The following is a 22,636-nucleotide window of genomic DNA, read 5'->3' as shown; positions in this document are numbered from 1 at the left end:
TGATGTAGCGGACGCTTGGCGTTCAGAGTGGAAAAGTCACGACGAACCAAGCGATGGACGCCGAACCGCCGACAACGCGTTTTCAAATGGATGATCGATCGCGGCGGCCCGGTCATCGCAAACGTTCTGGCACTGAAAGCTTTCATGAGTGACACTTCCAAGCGAAAACAGGAGTCTCGCGTGACCTACGGTTCGGAAGTGGACTGGACCGAAGTTCAGCGAGTAGAACGCGATATTTGCCTGCTGTACCATCAGTTGGCCGATTACTCGTACATCATGGGGGACCTCTGTTACGGCGATGTATTCTCGCTTCCCTACTGGGAGTATCTGCAGATAGAAGAATTGGAATCCAATCAGCGGCGTTTCATTTGCGACGGATGCTTGGTCATGCTCTACGCCATGGCACTCGATGTTCTAGACGACAGCGGAAACTACTTGACGATGGATCGCGATCGTTACAACGCTATTAAAAGTGCCGTGGATTGCCTACAACCCAATGGCCACGATACGGATCGGCTTGCATCCGCTTTGAAGAAATTGTTTCAAGAGATCGATCGCAACCCCCCGAAAATGGAGGGGTCGGTATATTTAATGGACGAAGTTACCGATATGACATGGGTCCACGAACACTTCGTTCAACGCTATTTCACTGAACGAGCAAGTAGGTTCCCGCAGAGATGACAAAACGTCCCGCAGATCCAGTAAAGCCATCGCAAAGCAGAACAATCCGATGCACGGGAGCGGCGAAGTCACGTTGTTTGACAATGGAAACTCCCTCGCCGCCGCCCCGTGATCAGTGACGTTCCGGCATCCAAAAAACTCGTGCTCAGCGAAGCGGTGCTCGTACTCGTGATCGGAACCAGCCCTTGTGTCCGCGCAAACATTTGGCCACGAACGCCTCGACGCTTACCGACTCTCGATCGACTAGTGGTCTGTCAGCACTTGTTTGTAGGGTAGTGGACGAGGCCACGAGTCCTGAACCTGCGTCAAATCCAAGGACTCGTGGCCTCGTCCACTACGATCAACCCTAACTTTTAACTTTGACGGACCACTAGGTTGCTCGGTCTTTTGAGACATCACAATCGCTTCGCGGTTTGCACCGTCATGCTCGCGACCAATGGCTGCGTGCCGCCCAATCGATTCCGCTAAACATCGCTGAGGGCAACGGCAAACGAAGCCTGAAGGATCGTGCCCGGTTTCTCGACATCGCACGCGGGTCCGCCTTGGAGTGTGCCGCCATCCAAGACGTGCTGATGAGGACCAACGGAATCAAAGTTCAAGACGATGTCGCGATGAAAGGGATGTTCTATGGGATCGTCGCGATCCTGACCCGAACGGCGATGAAATTCGATGGTGTCGCGGAGTCCGGCGTGGAGTACCATGCTGATATCGATTACGAGCACCGCTTCGCTGAGCACGAGTACGACGGGACCTCGGGTTGAAACCCGAGGCTGACAATTGTCACCGCTCCGCAGTTGTTGGCTCCCACCCCAAAACACACACCCAGTCGCGAAGCGACGACAGTTGTTTGCCGCTCCGTCGCCGGGCAATCCCCCGTTTCAGATCCCCGTGCGATGGTTTTCAAAGCCGATCAACCACACCCGTTTTATCATGACGGCACTCCCATCGGTCCACCCCCAAGCCCCGGCGGGTCGACAGAGCGAGATCGTCTCTGTCACCCCTTCGGGTTTTTTTATTTGTGTGGGCATTCTGGTCCGGGGCCTGACGGCCCCGGCAACGGCTGTGTCGACCCTTCGGGCCTTGTTGAGTGGAACCCAAGGTGAGTGCCGCCATGCAGAGTCAGTGGCTCCGTTGCGATCCGGCCTACGAAGCATCGGACGTACGGTGCCGGACGTACGGTGCCATCCACTCAAGGTCCGCGTCGAACTCATTTGGGCCCGGGCGGGCCTTGGATTGGGACGGGCACTGAAAAAGATGGCTGACACCAACAGCGAAGATTGTGTTGCTCCTTCGGGACTGGAGCCGCCAGCCAGTCGTGGGTGCAATGACCGACTGGAAGCCTATCCCACAGACAGCTCACGCGTCTTGCTTCAAATCAATGAGGTATAGCAAGGAATGACAAATCCCTTGAAGAGAGTGATACAAGGTAGCCCCCCGATGCGTCGAGCTGTGCTTGTGTCCATGCTGCTTTCAATGTCTGCCGTCGGAATCCTATTCAGCGAGGACATTTACGCTGCCTATGCCTTCATTCGGTTCTTCCTGGTTCCACCGGTTCCCGTTGCTCCGTAGCGGACTGGTCGAAACATTTCCCAAACCCGGTAAGCGGGTCGGCAGGAATGATCGGGTAGAACCTCACGTAGGCGAGTCTCTCTAAGACTCGCAAATGACAGCGTCTCGGAGAGACTCTGCTACGTGATCAAGCCCAATGACTCCCGCTCACGTGCTTATCGCCCAAACGGCTCACGTGGTGATGCTCGATCATTGCTGCCAACCTGTTTAGCGAGTTGCGAGGTTGGTCCCACATCGGACCCACGAATTGCCGAGTTTCCGAAACCAGGATGAGCAGTGGGATCAGCTTTTAGCTTGTCGTGGATCCAATGACAGGCTGGAAGCCTATCCCACAGAGACAAGGGGTCATAGCGAATCGCCGGAGGGCACGACGTGGATGGTCCAATACACTTCTTCTTCAAACGCTTCGCCATCTTCGGCCTGGATCCGCAATTGCAGTTGCAATTGATCGACCGGTGTCAGCGTTGCCAGATTCAATCGCAGGCGTGAGGAGCCTGATTCTCCAGGAACGCCGTTCACCTGCACCGATTCGGGTATCAACGTTTCCGTGCCTATCTGCGGGGCTTCCGTTTCCGCCGTGCCGGGGATGTATTGATCCGATCCGTAAGCCTTACTCCACAAATAGTCCCACTGGACGATTGAAACGCAGTCTTCTTCCAAAACGGATTCCGCGTCCACCGGGAAGTTCAAATCAAGCTCCAACCCGCCGGCCACCACACGAGCGTCGGTGATCATCTTCGGTGGCGTGCCGGTGTAGCGAAGTCGCTGGACCCCACCGTCCTCCAACCCGAACCGACCGCCCCCGTTCCAGCCTTGCAAACCAGTCGCGTAGACCTGGCCGTCGTGCGGGTTGACGCGACCACGCATGATTCCCGTCGAGAAATCAAACGGCAGCTTCACGATCGCGGCTTGCGAAATTTCACCCACTTCCTGAATCATCATCATCGACATCCAACCTTTGCCGAAACTGGTATGAAGCAGATGGTTCGACAGCGGGCCAAAACGCTCATCGTCCACCCAAATCTCGCCTCCGGAGGAATTGTCAAACGCTTGTGGCATCCACACCAAAGGCTGCTCGAACGTTTCCGGAGCGACCACCTTTTGGATGTCGATCTTGCCCCCATCGGGTTCCCATTTGTTCGGTATTGAATAAGTCGGAACCCACCCATGAAAGGTGCCTGGTTTGGCGATGGAAACCTTCGACGCGGGAGTCCACTGGCCTTGGTTGTCGCTGACGGTGATCCGTCCGTCTGGCAACGTGCCCAAACCATTGGGGGTTCGAAAACCGGTGCAAACGACTTCACGCTCTTTGCCATCCTTGGAAATTCGCCACACCGCACCGGGCAAAGCAAAGTCGGCGCCGTGCCCACTTTTCGCGTAGTAGAAGTTCCCCTCAGGATCCGTTTGCAGATCAAAGTTGAAGGCGTGAAAGTTGGTGGAGACATCCGAGTCGGCACTGAAACTCTCGTAGAAATCCGCTTCGCCATTCCCGTCGGAATCGTGCAGACGCACCAAGCGATCTTTGCAGGTCACGAACACGTCGCCATCGACAACCTTCACACCAAACGGTTCATACAGCCCAGCGGCGTAGCGTTTCCAACTCAGCTTGGACAGCGTTTCATCCATTCCGGATACGATCCAAATGTCGCCACCGTGCATCGCGATCGCCATCCGGCCATCCTCGAAGAAGTCGAGGGCCGTGGTGCGGAACCAAGTGTTCCAGGGAGTCGAATCGGGGCGAGTCAGCGTGTCGAGCGCGTACCCCTCTTGTTCCAAACCCAAAGTGCCGACGGTCGTGATTTCCCCCGGCCATTGCTGGGGAGCTGGTCCCGACGACGGACGCTGAATCAGCGACGACAAATCGGCAACAGGTTGATTCCGAGCCTCCTCAGACAAAGTTTGAAATGCCACGAGTTCGCCATCCGTTTCCCCGACTCCAACGGTGACACGCACGCTCCGCGCGGACTGATCCGCCGGGATGGTTAGCTTCAGGCGTTGCTCAGTGGCACGCTCCCACGACACATCACTGTTCTTCCCGGAAACACTGGTCTGCCCGGAAACACTGGCTGCGATGAACGCTTGGTTCGTTGATTCGGAGTTCTGGAGCGAGGCGATGCCAGTCGCCTGGTCCACTTTCCAATCGTTCGCGTCGGCCGGTCCCTTCCCGACCGACAACACAAGTGAGTCCCCCGGCCCGATCCATAGTTCACGCGCAAGCGTTCGCGAATCGATCACCACCGCTCGCTCCAAGATATCTCGCCCATCAATTTGATAGCTCAGCACCACCTCATCGCCGAGCAGGTGATACCCCCGATAGTCCATCCACGTTTGCGGCAACGGACCACGAGGCAAGCAATTTTCGCGAGAATAGTCCAGTTCCCCGTCATGCCCCCACTTCCATCCCGCCAACCCGGCAACCGGATCCCCATCTGGATTCGCAGTTCCTTCGCCGCGCGGACGTTGGTGCTGCGTTTCACTGAGATCCAAAAAGCCGCCCGTCCAAACGTCTGCCAGATCCATGGTGTGCAGGTTGTAAGACACGGTCAGGTCGCCCAGCGGCAAAGTCAGAACGCTGGGGTAATCTCGACGCAGTTGTGAACCAAGTGCCAACCCAAAGTCTCGTTGCTGGATCTCAAAACGCTTGCCATCCTCGGTCCCTTTCGGCAGCGTTTGCAAGTAAGTGTCGCTGATCGGCTCGTAACCCGGGTTTTGATCCTTCATCAACGTTTCGCGGATGTAGTGAACGACCTGATAGCGTTGGTGTGGGGTCAAGTAGGGCATCGGTCCCATCAGACCGTTGCCCTTGGTCAACGTCATGAACATTTTGTAGGGGTCAGCACCAAACTTCAGCTCTTGCGCACTGAAGGCTCGTGCGGTTGGCAGCGCCGCTTGCTGGCCATTGGTTCCATGGCAATTTGCACAATCGCCTTCATACAACAGGCGTCCTTCGTCGATGTCTCGCGACCGCAGCGAACGAAGGATGCCAGCGTGGTCCAGGTTCACGGAGTCATCCTTGACGAGCAACTGCTCAGGCGATGGCCGCAACATCTTTTCCGCCACCTCACCACCGCTCGCGACGGTCATCACGTACTGAAGCAAATCCAAGAAGTCACGCTGTGATTTGATCGACTTCATCAACCCAGCCGGCATCATGGATTGTTCGTCCTTCTTCATCACTTCGATCTCGTCGCGAGCCAAAGTGAAATCCTTCTCCGGTGTTTGCCCCAACCGCATCGTGATCGAATCGTCATCCTGGCCCACCAACATTCCTTTGAACACTTCCCCGTCCATGGTCAGCACCGTGTAGGTCTCGTACCCTTTTCGAATGCGTTTGGAAGGTCGCAGCAACGCATCCACCAGATCGACGCTGGTGAGCTCGATTCCAATACTCGCCAGAGGCGGACCGAGAAGCGAATCGCTGGTTCCGTCGCCATGACAGCTCACACAATTGGCGGCGGACTTGAAATACACCAATGCACCCCGCTTGGCGTCGCCACGACGGCGTGCTTGCAGCGCCAAATCAAGCGGATCAGCCTCCTGGAGTTGCGTTTCCAGTGGAACCGCTTGACGCAGCGTCGTTGTCGGTGGTGCAGAGAGTCCCGTCGAAATGCTCAACAAGACACAGAGGATGCCAACGCATCCACGAAACGGGAAACGTTGGCAAGCGACGACGACGGACAGATCCATGAGGTTACCCAACGGTGATTCACCGTTTCAACACGAGTGATTGCAAGTCAACTGGGACGAGAACGATTGCACCGAAGGATAGTCGGAGACGAAATCAGTTCAGCAGTTTTTCAACCAGCGGCACAATGTCGGCTTCATAGGTGAAGCCGGCTGTTTCGCCAACATCGGAGAACTGCTTGGCCAACTTTCCCTCGGCATCGAACACCAACACAGCGGGAATCGATCCGATGCCGATGGCCTCAAACACTTCGTCGCTGGGTGTTTGGACGATGAAGTTGTCGAATTTCGCCTCGACACTCGTTAGGAACTCCGTGACCTTTGGCTCATAGGATTCTGGCGGCCGACTCTTGCGTCCGTCGAAGTCCACATTGGCACCGATGGCAACCACCTTGTCGCCAAACCGTTTTTGCATGGCCACCAAGTTGGGAAACTCTTTCAAGCAAGGCCCACAGGCCAGCGACCAGACATCCAACACAGTCACCTTGCCGCTTTTTGTTGCCGTTTCGCGAACCTTGTCCCAAGCCGCGTAGTCAATCGCGACCTTTTTCGAAGAAGCCACCAAGTTGGTGGAGGTATCGCCGGTTGGCTCGCTGACGCTGGATGATTCAGCGGACGAACCGAGATCCAAATCATCCGGCAAACTCATGCCACCTTCGCCAGGATTGTTTCGCTTGATGGGCGCTTCCGGCAAATCCCCCTCGGGCAACGCAAAACCACCCGGTGTTTTCAAATTGGGTCGAGCCGATTCCCGGGGGGACGCTTCCTCCACCACTTCGACCTCCGTTGTTTCCGTTGAAACCTCTGGGGCTTCAGGAGTCGGCGAAGAAGAAGAACCACAACCACCCACCATCAGCACGGCAGGCAACAAGGCATAGCGGATAGAACGCGAAAACGACAATCGATCCATCGTTGAACTCGGCAAAGGGAAACGAACGAACAACCAACCTCTACGGTAACAAATTGTCGAAAGCTTGGCACTCAGCGACGTTTCATTCCGTTGAAACTGGCCGTTGCTGACAAGGGGTCCTCTGGCCAATCGTGCTTGGGGTAGCGACGTCGAAGCTCTTTGCGAATTTCGCCATAAGTCGTGGCCCAAAAACTAGCTAGGTCGTTGGTGATCTGTTGCGGACGCCCGTTTGGCCCCAGCAAGTGCAACTGCAACGGCACACGGCCACGCAAAATCCGTGGTGTCTCCGGCCACCCAAAACACAACTGAATTTTGACTTCGATCCACGGCGGTTTGCCTTCCACGTAGTGAACGGGAACCTTCCGTCCGCCCGGCAACTGGACTTCCTCCGGCGTTTCCGCTTGCACCATTTGCCAAGCCGGGTAGCCAATCTTCCCAAGGACGTGATCAGCCCAAGGAGCGGTCTTCAACTCCTTCAAACTTGATCGACTGACGCACAGCTCACGCAACAATTCCAACTGCATCTCCTCGCTGACCGCCGGAACTTGCTCATCGACTTCCGCGACCATCCCAATCCGGTGCAGCAACTTCTGAAATTTCTCGCCAGCAATGGGCAGCCGCGTCTTCAGATTCTCAAACAGAATCGACGCGGTTTCCGCATCGCAAGGAACCTTGGCAGGAGTCTCCCGAAGCACCAAGTCCCCGTACCGAACCTGCCGGCGACACTGAACGGCCGATCGGCCTTCGTCCCAGGATTGAACCTCCACCGTTTCCACCTGCTCAGCATCCAACCAGTCTTCTCGAATCGCCACGGCGGCGCGCACGCGAGATTCAGTGCCTCCTCCATCCACGTCGTAACAAAGCACCAATTCTTCGCTGGATATTTCTCCCAGCATTCGCTTCAGACCGACCACGCCGCGACCACCCACCATCCTGCCACGATCCGGTGCGTCCGTACGGCGCAAAACGACTCGATCGGGATAGGCCGCCAGCAACGCACAAGCGACCGCCGTCTCGCGATCACATTCCATCGCGTCGGCACGCGTTTCCGGCGCACCACTTGGCAAGTTCTTCTTGATCGTCTCCGCAATCAAACGAATGGATTTGATCGTGGATGACGGAATCGATCGCGGCACTCGGTTGTTTTCAATCGCATCAACCTTTTCGGCCAACGTCATTGCTGCGATGCCTTCCATCGGATCCCGTTCGCTCATCAACGCGGCCAACACGGCCACGGAAGCCTTCGGCAACACGCCCACTGCCTCCGTTGCCAGCCGAGCGATCCGAGGATGCAGCGGCAAACCCGCCATGACTTTCCCACGCTCAGTGATCCGTCCGCCGCGTCCGATCGCGCCCAGCATCCGCAACAACGCTTGAGCGGAGTCCACCGCGTGCTCTGGAGGCGGGGTCAGCCAACGCATTGCAAACAAATCCGTTTCCCCGTGGCTGGCCAACATCAAGACCATGTCACTGAGATCGGCTCTCAAAATTTCAGGCACGTCGTATTCGTCTCGTGATCGTTGGGCAGCTTGGCTCCACAACCGATAGGCATCCCCAGGGGCAGTCCGACCGGCACGTCCCGAACGTTGATCGGCGGATGCCAGCGAGATCGACGTGGTCTCCAACCGAGTCAATCCTCGGCGAGAATCGAAACGGGGGACCTTGGCCAACCCAGAATCCACCACCGCCGTCACGCCATCCACCGTGACAGACGTCTCAGCAATGTTGGTCGACAACACGATCTTTCGAAACTTCGATGGCCGAATCGCTTCGTCTTGTTGTTTAGGCGAAAGCGATCCGTGCAGCACGACAACGCGAGCATCACCGGCTAGGTTCGCTCGTTCCAATTCCGTCTGAACCCGCCGAATTTCACCCACCCCCGGCAAAAATACCAGCACGTGGCCGTCGCTGCTTTGAACCGCGTCCCGTATGGGCTCAACGATCCGTCGTTCGATTCGTTCCCCCGGTTGATCTTTGCCGTGATGAATTGCAACTGGGTAGGCGCGTCCCTCGCAGCGAAGCGACACCGCGTTTTCTGAGTTCTCTTGATTCAGAAAGGCAACGATTGGTTCCGTTTCCATGGTCGCTGACATGACCACCAAACCCAAGTCATCTCGCAACTCAGACCGCAATCGATGCGACATCGCGAGCGCCAGATCCAATTCCAACGTCCGCTCGTGGAATTCATCCAGCACGACGCAGGCAACGTTCTCAAGCAGCGGATCGGATTGCATCCGCCTCAAAAACATCCCCGTGGTCATGAACACGACTCGCGTCGCTGCTGATTCGCGGTGGTCCAAGCGAACGTGATAACCAATCGTTTCCCCTACCGACTCGTTGCGCGAGCGCGCAACCCAGTCCGCAACGGAACGCGCCGCCAATCGTCTGGGCTGGATCACCCAAATTTGACCGGAGATTCCATTGTCTTCCAGGCTCTGCAAAACGGCGGGAGGTACCCCGGTTGTTTTGCCTGCCCCCGGTGGCGCCTTCAGCACCACCGCTTTGCCGCCGCCGACCGCCTGTCGCAGCGACGTGAGTACCTCTTCGATCGGAAGTCGCGTCATGGAGACTTGGATTGCAACGCCCGATCCCCCAAATCCAAGTAACATTCCCAATCGTAATCGGCCAAGTCGTGCTTGCCCTCACGAAGGTGATACTGCATTGGCCCGGCGTTCAGGACGGCTTGCTCAGTCAGCATCGACGCGTCCCGAACCACTTTGGCGTCTTCCGCCCGCATCCCTAACAACTCGTACACTGGCGCGGCGGCTTGCCACGCCAGGAACTCGCCTTTGGGGTCCGCCCACTCGTCTTCCGTCGCACTGCCCACTGCGATTGCACGTGGTGCTGACAAGGCGATCAATTGATGTTGGTCCACTGGCGATGCAGATTCGTTCTCGTTGTACTGAAGGTACGCGTCGCAGAACCAATGGGGAAAAGATGTGTTGATGCGTCCCACGGTTTCCCCGATGGCACGTCGGGAAATCGCCGCCCCGCCACAGCCCGAATCATTGCTGATCACCATCCCAAAACGGGGATCCGTCGCCCCCGCCCACAAGGAAGTCTTGCCGAGCCGGGAATGCCCGAGCACTCCCACTTGAGCGGCGTCGACATTCAGCGATTCAGTCTGTTCAATCGCATCCAAAACGCACGACAGCCCGTACGCCCAACCCGCGATGCTGCCGGGGCGATGCTCTTCCGGCAGCGAAGCGATGAATGCCGGCATCAAGCCGTGCACGCCATTTTTGAAACCATCGTCGAAATCAGGATCAATGTCCCCGTAATAGACCGTGATCATCGCGTAGCCTCGATCCGTGATCATGCTCGATGGCCAACGACTCGACGCCACACCGCGTCCCTTTTCAATCGCCTTGTTCCCATCGGTTGAGCCATCGCGTCGATCGCGAACCCAACTCGTCGGGATGCGGAGCTTCGGATCCTCATCGACGGTGTGGTTGCCTTGGAAATTCAAACCCAAAATCGCCGGCACGGGAGTGGCTGACTGGGGCACATCGGCCAGCACCTGAACCACCAACGGTGCGATTTCGCTGGAGGCTTCCAAGGGAAGAATCGAAACATCCAACTCGTGCCGCGTCACCCCTGGTCGGAAGTCCTTGTCGCTTCGAACCAGCTTCACTTGAATTCGGCGATGGTCCGGCATGATGCCAAACACGTGTTCCTCAAACAAACGCAACGTTTCAGCGCGTCGCTTCCCCCACTCCTCCGCCGTCGTCACGGAATCGCCGTTTTGAAATGCCAGCGCTGGCGGCAACTCGTAGGATGGAATCTTGGACTCATCGTAGTTCGGAACAAACTTCTTGGTTTGAGCCTGTGAGTCACCGGCCGCAGCAATCGTCATCAGGAACAACGTCCCCGCCAAAAAGAAAACGCGTTGAATTCGAGCGTGCATCTTCGCCTCGTCTAAAAAGGTCATGAAAGTGATTCACACTGCTTGTCAGGCCAGCAGCGTTTGCGGCAAAACTCGGATTCAATCCAAGGAATAGATCTGCAGATCATCCACCACCACATTGCGTTTGATCGCCAACCGCAACAAACGCTTGGTAGGATGAGCGATCCCTTCACTGGCGAACGAAGCCACTTCTTCACCGTCAATGGAAACCGTCATCGTGTCGCCCTTCACTTCAGCCGCGATCTGATACCACTTGCCGGTTTCCAGTTGATGAGGAACACGGTTCGTTTTCGTTTTCAGTTTGGCTTGTAGATCACGAGAGGCCTTGCCCGCCTTCCGAATCTCCCTGGTTTCCAAATCCATCACGCCGGTTTTCAGATCGGTGATTTCAACGGACTTGACGCCAACGGTCACACGAAACAAGTGCCCTGCCCAGACCTCTTTGTACTGCAGATCGGCAAAGTTGAGGCCCAAGGAGTCCTTCTCGTTTTCGAGCATGAATTTCATCTCGACTCGGCCATCGCGAAAGTCCATGGGCTGGGTCACGGAGACACCGTGGTCGGCGGTCTCGTGAATGAAGATGCGCATTGCGCCTTCCTTCAAATCCACTTGCTTGTGACCGTTTGCTCTGGATTTGCTGTTCGTCTTCCATCCGTTTCCAACTTCGTCGGTTTGTTCCTGCGACTCGCTGCGTTCAAAGCGGTCCTCGAAAATCAGCTTGCCCGTTTTGGCGTCTTCCGCCAATGCAGAATTGCCGGTGACAACCAACGCCAAGGACGCCCAGCAAATACTCTTCACCGAAAATTCGCGAAGGCGACGGGCCCTGCAACGCGGGATCGATGGCGTCGCAAACGGGGAGTGGAACATAAAACGCTCGTTCAAACGGGTGGGGATAGTGGTGGGCTGGCGTTTGGCACGCGGTGGCGAGTGGGGCATCGGAAACCGTTTCCTCGTTCCTACGCGTTCACCAAAATGCTTCGACGGAGTATAGCTGAGTGATTCGCCGGCTGTGCAATCCACCGTCATGGTTCCAAACCAGCTATCTTTGGCAGGAACCGTCTTTCAAAAGACTTTTGCGGCCTGCCTCCCCACCTGAATCCCCACCACCCCATTTCATGCAACGCATCCCCAAAATTCACTCCGTTTGCCTCACGCTGATCGCCATTTGCATGCTCGGTCGTCCAGCCATCGCCGACGATCGACCGAACGTTGTCTGGATCATTCCCGATGACATGTCGGCCCACTTTTCTTGCTACGGCGAGACCGCCATCGAGACGCCCCACGTCGATTCGTTGGCTCGGACTGGCGTGCAGTTCAACCATGCGTACGTGACCGCACCGGTCTGCTCAACGTGTCGTTCCGCCTTCATCACCGGAATGTACCAAACCTCCATCGGTGCTCATCACCATCGCAGCGGACGCGGTACCGAGAAGATCCATCTTCCGGACGACGTGACGATGGTGCCCAAGCTGTTTCAAGACGCGGGGTACCACACCTCGATCACCGGTTGGCCGCTCAACGGACGCCTCGGCAAGACGGACTACAACTTTGAATGGGACAAATCCATCTACGACTCCGCAGACTGGACGGACCGCAAACCCGACCAACCATTCTTCGCTCAAATCCAAACGCAAGGCGGAAAACTTCGTGGGAAAGACACCAAGGGGTGGAACAAAGTGGCGGCCTCTGCTCGCCAATTGTTCGGTGAGTCGACGCCCATCGAATCAGTGGTGCTGCCGCCGTATTACCCCGATCATCCCGACATCGTTCGTGACTGGGCGGCCTACCTCGATTCCGTTCGCATGACCGATGCGATGGTCGGCGAAGTGGTTGCGAGACTGGAAGAACAGGGCGTTCGCGAAAACACCTTGATCCTGTTCATGACCGACCATGGAATCAGCCACGGCCGAGGCAAGCAGTTTTTGTACGACGAGGGATTGCACGTGCCGCTGATCCTGAACGGCCCCGGCATCGAATCAGGAACCATTCGAGACGATTTGGTCGAACACATTGACATCGCAGCACTGTCGCTGGCCGCAGCGGGGATCGAGATTCCCGAATCCATGCAAGCTCGCAACATTCTCGGGGCGGCCTACCAACCGCGGGATGCTGTCTTCGCCGCTCGTGATCGATGCGACGAAACAGTCGATCACATCCGGTCGGTTCGAACCGATCGATTCAAGTACATCCGCAACTTCTTGCCCAATCGCCCGTATCTGCAACCGTGTGCGTACAAGGACGCCAAGGCGATTTTAATCGCGCTTCGTGAATGCCATGCCGCCGACACGTTGGACGAAAACCAATCTCTGATCTTTCGCGACATCCGACCGGAAGAGGAACTGTACGACCTGTCCAGCGACCCGCACGAACTGCACAACTTGGCCGCCGATCCGAAACACCAAACAACGTTGGTTGCCTTGCGAGAAAAGCTGAACGACTGGATGGCGGAGACAAACGATCAAGGCCGAACGCCGGAGTCAAAGACGCAATACGAAAGCGATATGAAGGTCTACCTCGACACGCTTCGCATTCGCTCAACCCCCGAGCATCTGAACACCGTCCAGCGAAACATCCAGTGGATGAAGACCATGGCCGCCGAAGGCAAATGATTCCACCAGCAACAACGAATTCAATGAAATGAACGACGCTTCGACCAACGCAGATATTGCCTCACGCGCTGATTTGATCCGCGTGCTCAAGGAGTTCCCGCTCACCTATGAGCAACACCAGGTCTTGCACAAGCCAGGAATCGGAATCCTGGTTCATCGAGTCATTCGAAAGCGTCGTTGGTTCACCGCCAGCCTGGCTGTTTCGGCAGCGACATGCTTTGTATTGGCTATTCGCGGGATTGCTTTCGCATCGGTCGTTTCACCGTGGATCGTAGCAAGTGTGTTCCTGGGATATTGGTCCTATCGCCGCGTAAAACGGTCCACGTGTCTTCGCGACGCGTGCCGGCGCTATGAAGAAAGCCGATTGGAATCTTCTGAAGAATCAATTTCGCTGGGCGACGCACTGCGTCTTTCGTTCTCGCTTGACTACGACGAACATCAAGCGATCCACCAGGGAGACGACCAGTTGGCGGCCGATCGGATGATCGATCGCTTCAACAAGCACTCGGCTGCACTCGCACTTGGTGGTGCAGGGATTTCGATGATCAGTTGGAACCGTGTTGGAGTTCACTCCGTTCCATTCATCGCCGTGTTGGCAGTTGCAGTCGGTGCTTGCTGTCTACGAAATTGGATGCAAGTTCGACGAGTCAAAGAGATTGTCGGAAAGCATTCCGAAACGATCGTCTCGCGCCAACGAGACCCGTTGCAAGCACTCCGGGAAGACTCATTCCCCGAACAAGAAATGGAAACAGGATCCGATCCAAGGCAAACATCATGCTAGGCGCGATCGTGGGAGACATTGTTGGGTCGTACTTCGAACATTACCCGACCAAGTACACTGACTTTGAGCTGTTCACAGACAACTCCTTCTTCACCGACGACACCGTTCTCACCGTCGCGATTGCAGACTGGATCATGAACGGAGGTGAACTGCAGACCTACTTTCACGACTACGTCGAACGCTACCCGGGCGCTGGATTTGGTGGAACCTTCATCCGCTGGGCGCAAAACCGAGACACGGAACCATATGGGAGCTGGGGCAATGGTTCCGCAATGCGAGTTTCTCCAGTCGCCTACGCTCGCGATTCTTTGGCCGACGTGATCGAGCTGGCCGAGCAAACCGCGTCGGTCACCCACAATCACCCCAACGGAATCTTGGGTGCGGTCGCGGTGGCGGGATGCGTGTTCTTGGCACGAACCGGAGGCACCAAAGACGACATCCGTGATTTTGTTCGCGAGGAGGTTGGCTACGATTTATCGCGCACGATCGATTCGATACGTCCGTTCTATTCGTTTGATGTGTCCTGCAATGGATCGGTGCCCGAATCCATCACCGCGTTCTTGGAATCCTCCTCCGTGGAAGAATCCATTCGGCTGGCGGTTTCACTCGGTGGCGACTCCGACACGATGGCCTGCATCGCCGGTGCGATCGCCGAACCATTCTTTGGCGGCGTCCCGGTTGATCTTTGGAGCACCGCATCGGAATGCCTTGACGACCACCTTCGATCCACCGTGCAGCAATTCCAAGCTCGTTACCCTGTCCTGCCAGTCCGCTGACTCAAGCCACATGCCTCCGCACGGGCAACCAAATGGAAACCCGAAGCGTCAGCGAGGCACCGCACAGCATCCCCACGACGGCCCCATCCGGGGCGACTTTGTTTGTTCCCGCCACCGGTCTCGGGGCTTCCGCCCCGAGCTAACGACGGCGGCCCCTCCGGGGCGATGCCAGGAAACCCGACGCGTCAGCGAGGCTGGCACTGACTCCGACGTGTCGGCGACGACCGCGGGGCATCATCACCGGCACCTCCCAAACCAAACGAACCGGGGGTGCGCATCTTTCCCCATGTGAAATTTGCGCACTTTTTAGGGGAAACCCCCATTTTGAGACTGCACAATGTGACGACAACCGCTAACCTGGGGGGACAAAGGAGACTCCAATGAACGAAACAATGAACACCTCCGCAAAGTTTGCGGCTCGCGACACCATTGACAGTCTGCCCGATGGCGCAAGCTGGGACGAAGTGCTGTATCGCTTGTACATCCGACAAAAGATCGAGTCTGGTCTCGCCACGGCTGAATCCGCCCGATTGGTAGGCACCGAAACTGTCCGCGAACAATGGAATCAAACTCGCAATGCAAGTTAGTTGGACCGAGTACGCGGTTTCGGACTTGATGGCGATTCGCGACTACATCGGTCGAGACTGCGACAAGTTCGCGGACTTGATCTTCGAACGCATCGTCGAGCAAACCGAGCGTCTGTTGGAATCCCCTGATGCAGGGTCCATCGTGCCTGAGTTCGGTCGCGCGGACGTCTCCGAGATCCAAGTCAACTCCTATCGAGTCGTTCACCAAGTGTTCGACGATGAGGTTCGGGTTCTGACGGTGTCGCATGCGACCGCCCCCTGTGCCATGCACGTTGGCGATCTCTAGCCAGTGAACGCCATGCTTCAGCGACTCATCCGCCGAGGCGTGTTGGAATTGGATTCCTGCAATTTGATTGATGGACCAGCGAACGCGAGCAAGGCAACGACGCTGCTTTCCCTGAACGCGACGCTGCGCAGCTAAAACTGGCGGATTCAATACCGTTCAAAACCATCCGCGGCTGTTCTATTCCAAGCGTCGATAGCGCTTGGAAAACACCAGCATCGTGACCATCCACCAGCCTCCCAGAAACAAGGGGGCTGCCTCAGGGAGCGCGATGGATGCGAACGCCATCCCGATGAAGCCCATCCCCAGAAGCGCGCTGCCGCCCCACATGTGTCCCGCAATGGCGATGAAGGCGAACCCGCTCATGATGCACGCCATCACCATCACGCCAGAGTGATCCAGGTAGCCGCTGATCCACAGCAGATTGATGCTGGACAACGCGACGAGGTAGCCCAGCCACACCGACCAAACCGGGCGTTCCGCCGACACTCGCGGCAACCACAGCCCGTCGCGTGCGCGGCCAATCACCCATGCAATCCCGACCAACATTGCCACCCGCGGGACAAAGTAGCCCCAAAACGCAGGCGCACTCCATGCCGCCAAGTCGTGCGGTGTGTCGAGATAAATCCACTTCATGACCACAAACATCGCGACGTGAGTGGCCAACACCACGTAGCCAATCCGGCGGAGAGCCAATCCCCAATTCTGGAAAGCATGCAGGTGCTGATCCCGTGCCAGCTCTCGCGACATTCGATGCACCAAACCATCTGGCGCAGCAAGCGGTGTGTCACCTTCCAAGATCCGATCCAGATCATCGGCCAAATCGTCAGCGGATCGATAACGTTCGCTCGGGACAAACGCCATCGCTCGTTCGATCACGTGATCCAAGTCCACCAATTCGGACAAGCGTGGCATGCCGCCCGGCCAAGCCAGTCGCAGCGAAGGGGGTTCGTCGGACAACACGCGGGAAAGCACTTCCGCCGTCGAATCACCACGATGGGGAGGTGACCCTGTCAACATCGCGAAAAGAATTCCCCCCAAGGCGTACACATCCACGGCGTCGGTGAGGTCCCCCGACCCGCGAGCCTGTTCGGGACTCATGAAGTGGGGCGTTCCGAGGACCTGCCCGTTGCGAGTCAACTCCGGCGCATCGCGATGAAACTTGGCCAATCCAAAGTCGACAATCTTCGGAACACCCTCGTCCAACAACACATTCTCGGGCTTCAGATCGCGGTGGATGATCCCGCGGGAGTGTGCGTAAGCCACTCCGCGACAGATGTCACGCACCAAAGTGACGGTCTGCATCACGCACGCCTTCAGCTCCGCCTTGGCCAGCCCCTCTGCATTCCAGCAGGCCCGCCTTTCATCGACTTGCATCTGCAACGAATCGCCGTTGACCATTGGCATCACGAAGTAGTCGATCCCTCGCCAACATCCGATGCTGTGAATGGCCAAAATGTTCGGATGGGAAAGCGACGCCGCCGCTTCGCTTTCCACGCGAAAACGCACCCGCATTTCGTCGTTGGCCAGGACACCGTCCCCAATCAGCTTGATCGCGACCACACGCCGGAGTGAATCCTGCTTGGCTTCGTAGACCACCCCCATTCCGCCGCGAGCGACCTCTCGCACGAGTCGAAACTCACCGATCATCTGACCAACCAACGACACGGGTTCAGGCTCTTCACTGCCCAACCAGCGGTGGTTTCGGAAAAAGTCTTTCAGATCGTCAGCGTGTTCTGGATGTCGCTGCAGGTACTCGTGAGGATCCGGTCGTTCGCCTTCCTCTTCGCGCAACAGAATCTCTGCCAGCACGGAATCCAGGCTCGATGGTGAATCGGAATCGTTCACAAGATCTTCAATGCAAGAAAAATGGCCGAAAAACGCCATGCGTTTCCCGGCCATTGTAGCTTGAGTCCACGGCAGTCGCCCAATGCATCCTCACATCGCAGGCAACTTCCAACCGCTGTGTCCTGACGCGTTTCTCGTGGCCCGGTCAGGCAATCAACTCGTGAATCACTTCTCCACCGAACTGCGACAGTTGTTTGTAGCGTCCGCCGTGGAAATACGTGAGTTTGTTGTCATCCAACCCCAACAAGTTCAGCATGGTCACGTGCACGTCACGAATCGGGTGAACACACTCAACTGCTTTGGCACCGATTTCATCGGTCGCCCCCACGACGGCTCCTCGACGGGTGCCCCCGCCCGCGAACCACATCGTCATCGCATCGATGTTGTGATCCCGTCCCAACGCGGTCACGCCACCCCGATAATTGTTGTCGGGGGTACGTCCAAACTCACCCGTCCAAACGACCAATGTGTCATCCAGCATCCCGCGCTGTTTCAAATCTTTGATCAACGCCGCGATCGGCTTGTCGACACTTTTAATTCGAGCCGCGTGCCCTCGTTCCAAGTAGTCATGGCTGTCCCATCCACCCGAGAAAATCTGCACGAAGCGAACGCCTTCTTCGACCATTCGGCGAGCCATCAAGCATTGCTTGCCAAACGCGGCGGTTTCCGGATCATCCAGGCCATAGGAATCCAAAACATGTTGTGGTTCAGTTTGCAAATCGATCAAGTTGGGAACCGAGGTTTGCATGCGGAACGCCAGTTCATAACTTTCCATCCGTGCGGCGAGTTCTCCCGCGTTGGGATGCTGCTTCAGCGAACTGGATTGCAAGTGATCTTGGTTGAGTCCAGCCAATTCATCGAGCATTCGTCGCTGGTGCTGGCGGGTGCGGTAGTCACCTGGCTTCAGATCCAGGATCGGCGAGCCTTGGGCACGTAGGGTGGTGCCTTGGTAATAGGCAGGCAAAAAACCATTGGACCAGTTCGCGCTACCAGCCTGTGGCATCGCGAGTTCCGTCATCACGACAAAACCAGGCAAGTTCTGATTCTCACTGCCCAAACCATAGGTCGCCCACGCTCCGACGGCAGGGTCACCGCCCAGCCGACTGCCAGTGTTCATGTGCAGCAACGCCTCGGGGTGATTCAACGACTCCGCTTGGCAACCGCGATAGACACACAGTTCGTCCGCGACTTCTGGGTCCGCCAAATGGACAAACTGATCACACATGTCCAATCCAGATTGGCCGACTTTGCGTGATTTGAATGGGCTGCCGACGTAGAAACGTTTTCCGGTCGCCAAACCCTCCGTGCGTTTTGATTCGGTCACATGCAACCGATCCAATTCTGGCTTGGGATCAAACGTGTCCATCTGCCCGGGGCCACCCTCCATGAAGAGCATGATGACCGCCTTGGCCTTCGGTGGAATCATCGGCTTCTTCGGAGCCAACGGCGAAGCACCTGCACTGGAGCTGGAAGCGTCCACGTTGTCGGCAGCCAATTGTGACGTCAAGGCAAGCGAACCAAGCGACGCACCAAGGCCACAAAAGAAATTGCGACGCTGCAACATTTGCCACGAAGACTGCATGGGAATTCATCTCGAATGAGGAAGGCGGGGGATTCTGAGGAACACCCTATTCTAGCCGACCCCCTTTCGATTCGTCGAATCTATAGGGGACCTTTCGACCAATCCGGCTCAATTGACCCGCGTCTTCTATAGATCAGGGTTGCGCGTCAAAGGAATGGTTGATCACTCGATTCCCGTCTTGCTCAATGGCACGCAACCACATTCGTGTGCCCACCAATTGACCGCCCATCGGCCAGTCAATGTTGCGTTCGACGGTCTCACGAGGTGGCAGCACCAACACCCGTCGCTCGTACTGACGCTCTCGGCCGGCAAACAACAGGCAATCGAAATTGGTCAGCCGATTGGTGTGATTCACCATCTCGATTTTGACTCGCAACCGACCTCCCTGATCGTCATCGATCAAGCGAGTGCTGACCCGGATGTCAAATCCGTCCGGGCCGATGCTCATGGTCCGATGAACTCGAATCAAGGTCGGAGGCAACGTTTCAAAACGAAAGTCCAGTGGCAGTTGGTACGCACCGATCGTGGCATTGTTCTCCAGTGTCACGCCAAAATCGACCTGATTGGATTCCTTGGGAAGCAAGTTCCAGGGTTTCAGACCCGCGTCCAAACGCCAAGAATCCGGAGCCACCATGGCCAGCTCGCCAGACAACGACTGCTTGATCGGGTTCCGGAACCTGACACCCAGAGGTTGCTGAAGTCCCAGCAATGAATCAATCCGAGTTCGATCGAGACGGACGGACATTCGAAAGTCGGCAAGTGATTGATCGATCCCGACGTAGAACTTGGGCACGCGATCGACGACCAAACGGTGCACGCGGCGTCCCTCATGTTGAATCACTTCAACTGGTTTGCGACGTCCCCAGACATCCACTTCATAAACGTTTTCCCCCAAGTACAGATGCTCGAGGTTTGGCGAGTCCGACCACACCATCAGCACCGATTCTGTCTCACCTCGAAACACAATGTTGTCGCTATGGTTTTGCAATCGCAGTGATCCTGCATTGGTGCGATGCCCCAGCAGCAGACTGGTCGTTCGAAACGGGAGGAGCAATTCATCCGGTCGCCCGTCGCGGGTCAGGACCGCGGCGTCCTCCTCCATGGGTGCGCTCAAGAATGCCGCCCCCACCCTGTGGCCTCGTGTCGCGGCCATCCGAAGCACCAAGTCGCTGATCCGAGAATCGAGGTCGTATTTCCTTCGTGAGATGGGATTGATCGTCAACCAAGTGGCTGGAAGACGTGCCGCCGTCGCCCCACCCGCCATCACCGCCTCCTCGCGTGCTTTCACCTCGCGATCCAACATCGCGTCCATCTCCGCCGCCGTCAGTGGCGACGGTGAGTGAAGATGCAACCCTCGCCAACTGTCGCCCACGGATTCAGGTCGGGTATCAACCCAGGACCACGCGATCATGGTCTGAATTGGCTGCCCGAACCCTTGCAAGCCCGTGGAGATTCGTTCCAACGTTTCAAGTATGTTGGATTGCCCCATGAAGCTCTGATCTTCATCGGCGCCCAATTGCCACAACCGAATTCGCGTCGTCATTCGATTCATGAGCGGTTCCAACTCGGGCCGCCACGCGGATTCATCTCGCAGCAGATTGGCCACCCGAGTGTCCGATTGCTCCCGCAGTTGGTAAGCCGGCAGACGCTCCTCCGGCGGTTGATCCAGCAATCCGATGGGTTGAATTCCAAGGTCACGCAAACGAAACGCAAGCATCGCTGCCGCATCGGCATGATCACTTTCGTCGGGACCAAACCAGACCGGCAGCTTCGCCCATCCGATGCCCACCAGTTGCATCCACTTCGCCAATTCCCGTTCACGCAACTTGCCTTTTCGGTGCCGTTCCATGATCTCTTGGGGAACCGTCCATCCAAACGGTGTCGGGTCGATGACGTCCGATTCCGATTGAAACGTCGCCAGAGACGGCAATCCAAGAATCGACTCTTGCGAGCGAGATGGATCGCCAAATTCGGCGGGATCATTCGTGATTCGCCCCAACACCACAAAGGAGGTTTCGTTTGCCAGGGACGCACCGCGTTCATTTTCCATCGAAGCCGCGATGCGATAGAAGCCAGGCTTGAGGTCACTCAGATCCCATCGGTACCGCAGGGAACTCGACCCATCCAGTTCCACGCCTGCTTGGCTGGGCGAAGCACCGTCCGCCACCGATGAATCCTCATCGTCCTCCCCTTCACCAGGCCGTTCGGATTGCAGGCTCTCCTCCGCCTCGGCTTCTTCTGCAAGCAACCGCGCCGCTTCTTCGACCGGATCGATCGCTCGCGAGAACGTTCCGAGCGTTTTGCGTTCGTGATTGTACAACCTCAGTCGCAATCGAGTGTGCTCATTGGACAATCCCAACATCTCACTCATCACGACCACCGTCTGACCCGGCAAGTACACACCCAGGTCATGATCCGTCGCGATTTTCAACTGAGGGAATTGTCGAAACATCACGTTGTCAAAACCGACTTTTCCGGTGATGTCTTCCAGCCCATCCTCCCCGCCACCCACCATCAATCGAACGTACATGCGATCCGATTTTCGCGGCGGCAACAGGTCCTTCAGCACCAACGTGGTCCAGTCCGTTGTTTTCGTGACGTGTTCCGTTTCACGAACTCCCAGTTCATTGCCTTCCGCATCTTGAAACACGACTTGTGCGAAGACGTGATCGTGAACCAGTCCCTCCGTCCGAACATCCACGCTGAACTGATACTGAAAGGTTGGGTTGGCTGGCAACGAAGGCGACTCGACTCGGGCCAGTCCACCATCCAGCCGAATCGTCAAGCAGCGGTCCACCAGCAGATCGGCCATCGACGGTGGCAACGGTGACAACTCGGGATAGAGTCGCCGCAGTTTTTGCCAAGGCCGAAGGGCCGCCGTGTCCAGAGGCAAGACAGCCTTCTCAAGTTCCCGATCACGGGCCTCGATCTGAATGCTGACGTAGTTGGGATACCCAGACCCGTCGTAACGCAGCCAGTTGTCCGGCCAGCCGCCGAAATCCTTGTCGGAAGCTCGCGAAAAATCCCATCGGAATCGCCTCAGTCCGGCTGGTCCGCGAGTCGATTCCACGCTGCTCCGCTCGATCAACGCTTCCCGCGGAATGCGTTCCCGTCTCTGCCGCTCATAGCGGGACAGGTTCTGGGCATCCGCCTGGGGAAGTGCATTCCACACCAACATCCAAACCAGAATCACACTCGCCAAGATCGTACGTGGCCAAGCGTCCCGGCAAACGGCCCCATTCGGCCCCCCAAGAAGCCATCCACTTGCGTCCTGCCCCCGTGCTATCCGCAAACCCACAACAAATTTGTGAAACACGCGACCCCGGCTCGATGTTTGCGACCGGAAGGCGTATTGTGAAGGGTCGAGTTGGATCAAGCGGTCCACCATGACCTGGTTGCCTGCATCGGAGAACGAATCG

General features: G+C 56.9%; 16 protein-coding genes. 8 read left to right on the top strand and 8 right to left on the bottom strand.

Annotated elements, in window-relative coordinates:
* The first annotated feature begins 27 nt into the window (after positions 1-27).
* Both UH5x_RS03110 and UH5x_RS03105 read left to right on the top strand, forming a co-directional pair.
* Complete coding sequence (locus UH5x_RS03110) at positions 28-681, top strand: hypothetical protein (RefSeq protein ID WP_482634675.1); 654 nt, start codon at positions 28-30, stop codon at positions 679-681.
* A 413-nt stretch (positions 682-1,094) separates the two neighbouring features.
* Positions 1,095-1,442, top strand: coding sequence for a four helix bundle protein (locus UH5x_RS03105; protein WP_482634674.1), 348 nt, complete (start codon positions 1,095-1,097; stop codon positions 1,440-1,442).
* 1,153 nt (positions 1,443-2,595) lie between these two features.
* On the opposite strand, the gene UH5x_RS03100 is transcribed toward UH5x_RS03105, so the two are convergent.
* From UH5x_RS03100 to UH5x_RS03080, 5 genes are all read right to left on the bottom strand, one after another.
* Positions 2,596-5,937 (bottom strand): DUF6797 domain-containing protein, encoded by a 3,342-nt coding sequence (locus tag UH5x_RS03100; RefSeq protein ID WP_482634673.1) that lies wholly within the window; start codon positions 5,935-5,937, stop codon positions 2,596-2,598.
* A gap of 94 nt (positions 5,938-6,031) precedes the next feature.
* Positions 6,032-6,844, bottom strand: coding sequence for a TlpA family protein disulfide reductase (locus tag UH5x_RS03095; RefSeq protein ID WP_482634672.1), 813 nt, complete (start codon positions 6,842-6,844; stop codon positions 6,032-6,034).
* Positions 6,845-6,915: 71 nt separating this feature from the next.
* Positions 6,916-9,408, bottom strand: a complete 2,493-nt coding sequence (hrpB, locus tag UH5x_RS03090) for an ATP-dependent helicase HrpB (RefSeq protein WP_482634671.1) — start codon at positions 9,406-9,408, stop codon at positions 6,916-6,918.
* Positions 9,405-10,775, bottom strand: a complete 1,371-nt coding sequence (locus UH5x_RS03085; protein ID WP_482634670.1) for a glucuronyl esterase domain-containing protein — start codon at positions 10,773-10,775, stop codon at positions 9,405-9,407. The genes hrpB and UH5x_RS03085 overlap by 4 nt, the downstream gene beginning before the upstream one ends.
* A 54-nt stretch (positions 10,776-10,829) precedes the next feature.
* A complete protein-coding gene (locus tag UH5x_RS03080) occupies positions 10,830-11,495 on the bottom strand; it encodes a 3-keto-alpha-glucoside-1,2-lyase-like domain-containing protein (protein ID WP_482636110.1) in 666 nt (221 codons plus the stop codon).
* Between the two features lie 425 nt (positions 11,496-11,920).
* Between UH5x_RS03080 and UH5x_RS03075 the strand changes: the two genes are divergently transcribed.
* The 6 genes from UH5x_RS03075 (at position 11,921) to UH5x_RS03050 (ending at position 15,925) form a co-directional block, all read left to right on the top strand.
* Positions 11,921-13,360, top strand: coding sequence for a sulfatase family protein (locus UH5x_RS03075; protein WP_482636109.1), 1,440 nt, complete (start codon positions 11,921-11,923; stop codon positions 13,358-13,360).
* A 28-nt stretch (positions 13,361-13,388) separates the two neighbouring features.
* Positions 13,389-14,141, top strand: coding sequence for a hypothetical protein (locus tag UH5x_RS03070; protein WP_482634669.1), 753 nt, complete (start codon positions 13,389-13,391; stop codon positions 14,139-14,141).
* Positions 14,135-14,917: an ADP-ribosylglycohydrolase family protein gene (locus tag UH5x_RS03065; RefSeq protein ID WP_482634668.1), complete on the top strand. Its 783-nt coding sequence runs from the start codon at positions 14,135-14,137 to the stop codon at positions 14,915-14,917. Before UH5x_RS03070 ends, UH5x_RS03065 begins: the two co-directional genes overlap by 7 nt.
* A 392-nt stretch (positions 14,918-15,309) precedes the next feature.
* The gene (locus tag UH5x_RS03060) at positions 15,310-15,504 is read left to right on the top strand and encodes a hypothetical protein (RefSeq protein ID WP_236696331.1); all 195 of its coding nucleotides are present in this window, start codon (positions 15,310-15,312) and stop codon (positions 15,502-15,504) included.
* Positions 15,494-15,790: a type II toxin-antitoxin system RelE/ParE family toxin gene (locus UH5x_RS03055; protein ID WP_047815098.1), complete on the top strand. Its 297-nt coding sequence runs from the start codon at positions 15,494-15,496 to the stop codon at positions 15,788-15,790. The genes UH5x_RS03060 and UH5x_RS03055 overlap by 11 nt, the downstream gene beginning before the upstream one ends.
* Positions 15,791-15,802: 12 nt before the next feature.
* Entirely contained in the window at positions 15,803-15,925 is a 123-nt protein-coding gene (locus UH5x_RS03050; RefSeq protein ID WP_482634667.1) for a hypothetical protein, read from the top strand.
* 42 nt (positions 15,926-15,967) lie between these two features.
* Here the strand turns inward: UH5x_RS03050 and UH5x_RS03045 are convergent, their stop codons facing one another.
* The 3 genes from UH5x_RS03045 to UH5x_RS03035 form a co-directional block, all read right to left on the bottom strand.
* Complete coding sequence (locus UH5x_RS03045; RefSeq protein ID WP_482634666.1) at positions 15,968-17,635, bottom strand: serine/threonine-protein kinase; 1,668 nt, start codon at positions 17,633-17,635, stop codon at positions 15,968-15,970.
* Between the two features lie 145 nt (positions 17,636-17,780).
* Positions 17,781-19,217: a DUF1501 domain-containing protein gene (locus tag UH5x_RS03040; protein WP_047815099.1), complete on the bottom strand. Its 1,437-nt coding sequence runs from the start codon at positions 19,215-19,217 to the stop codon at positions 17,781-17,783.
* Positions 19,218-19,350: 133 nt separating this feature from the next.
* Complete coding sequence (locus UH5x_RS03035; protein ID WP_482636108.1) at positions 19,351-22,395, bottom strand: hypothetical protein; 3,045 nt, start codon at positions 22,393-22,395, stop codon at positions 19,351-19,353.
* Between the last annotated feature and the right edge of the window lie 241 nt (positions 22,396-22,636).

This window comes from Rhodopirellula sp. UH5 (genome assembly GCF_056839225.1).
This window is presented reverse-complemented; position numbering and strand designations above follow the sequence as displayed.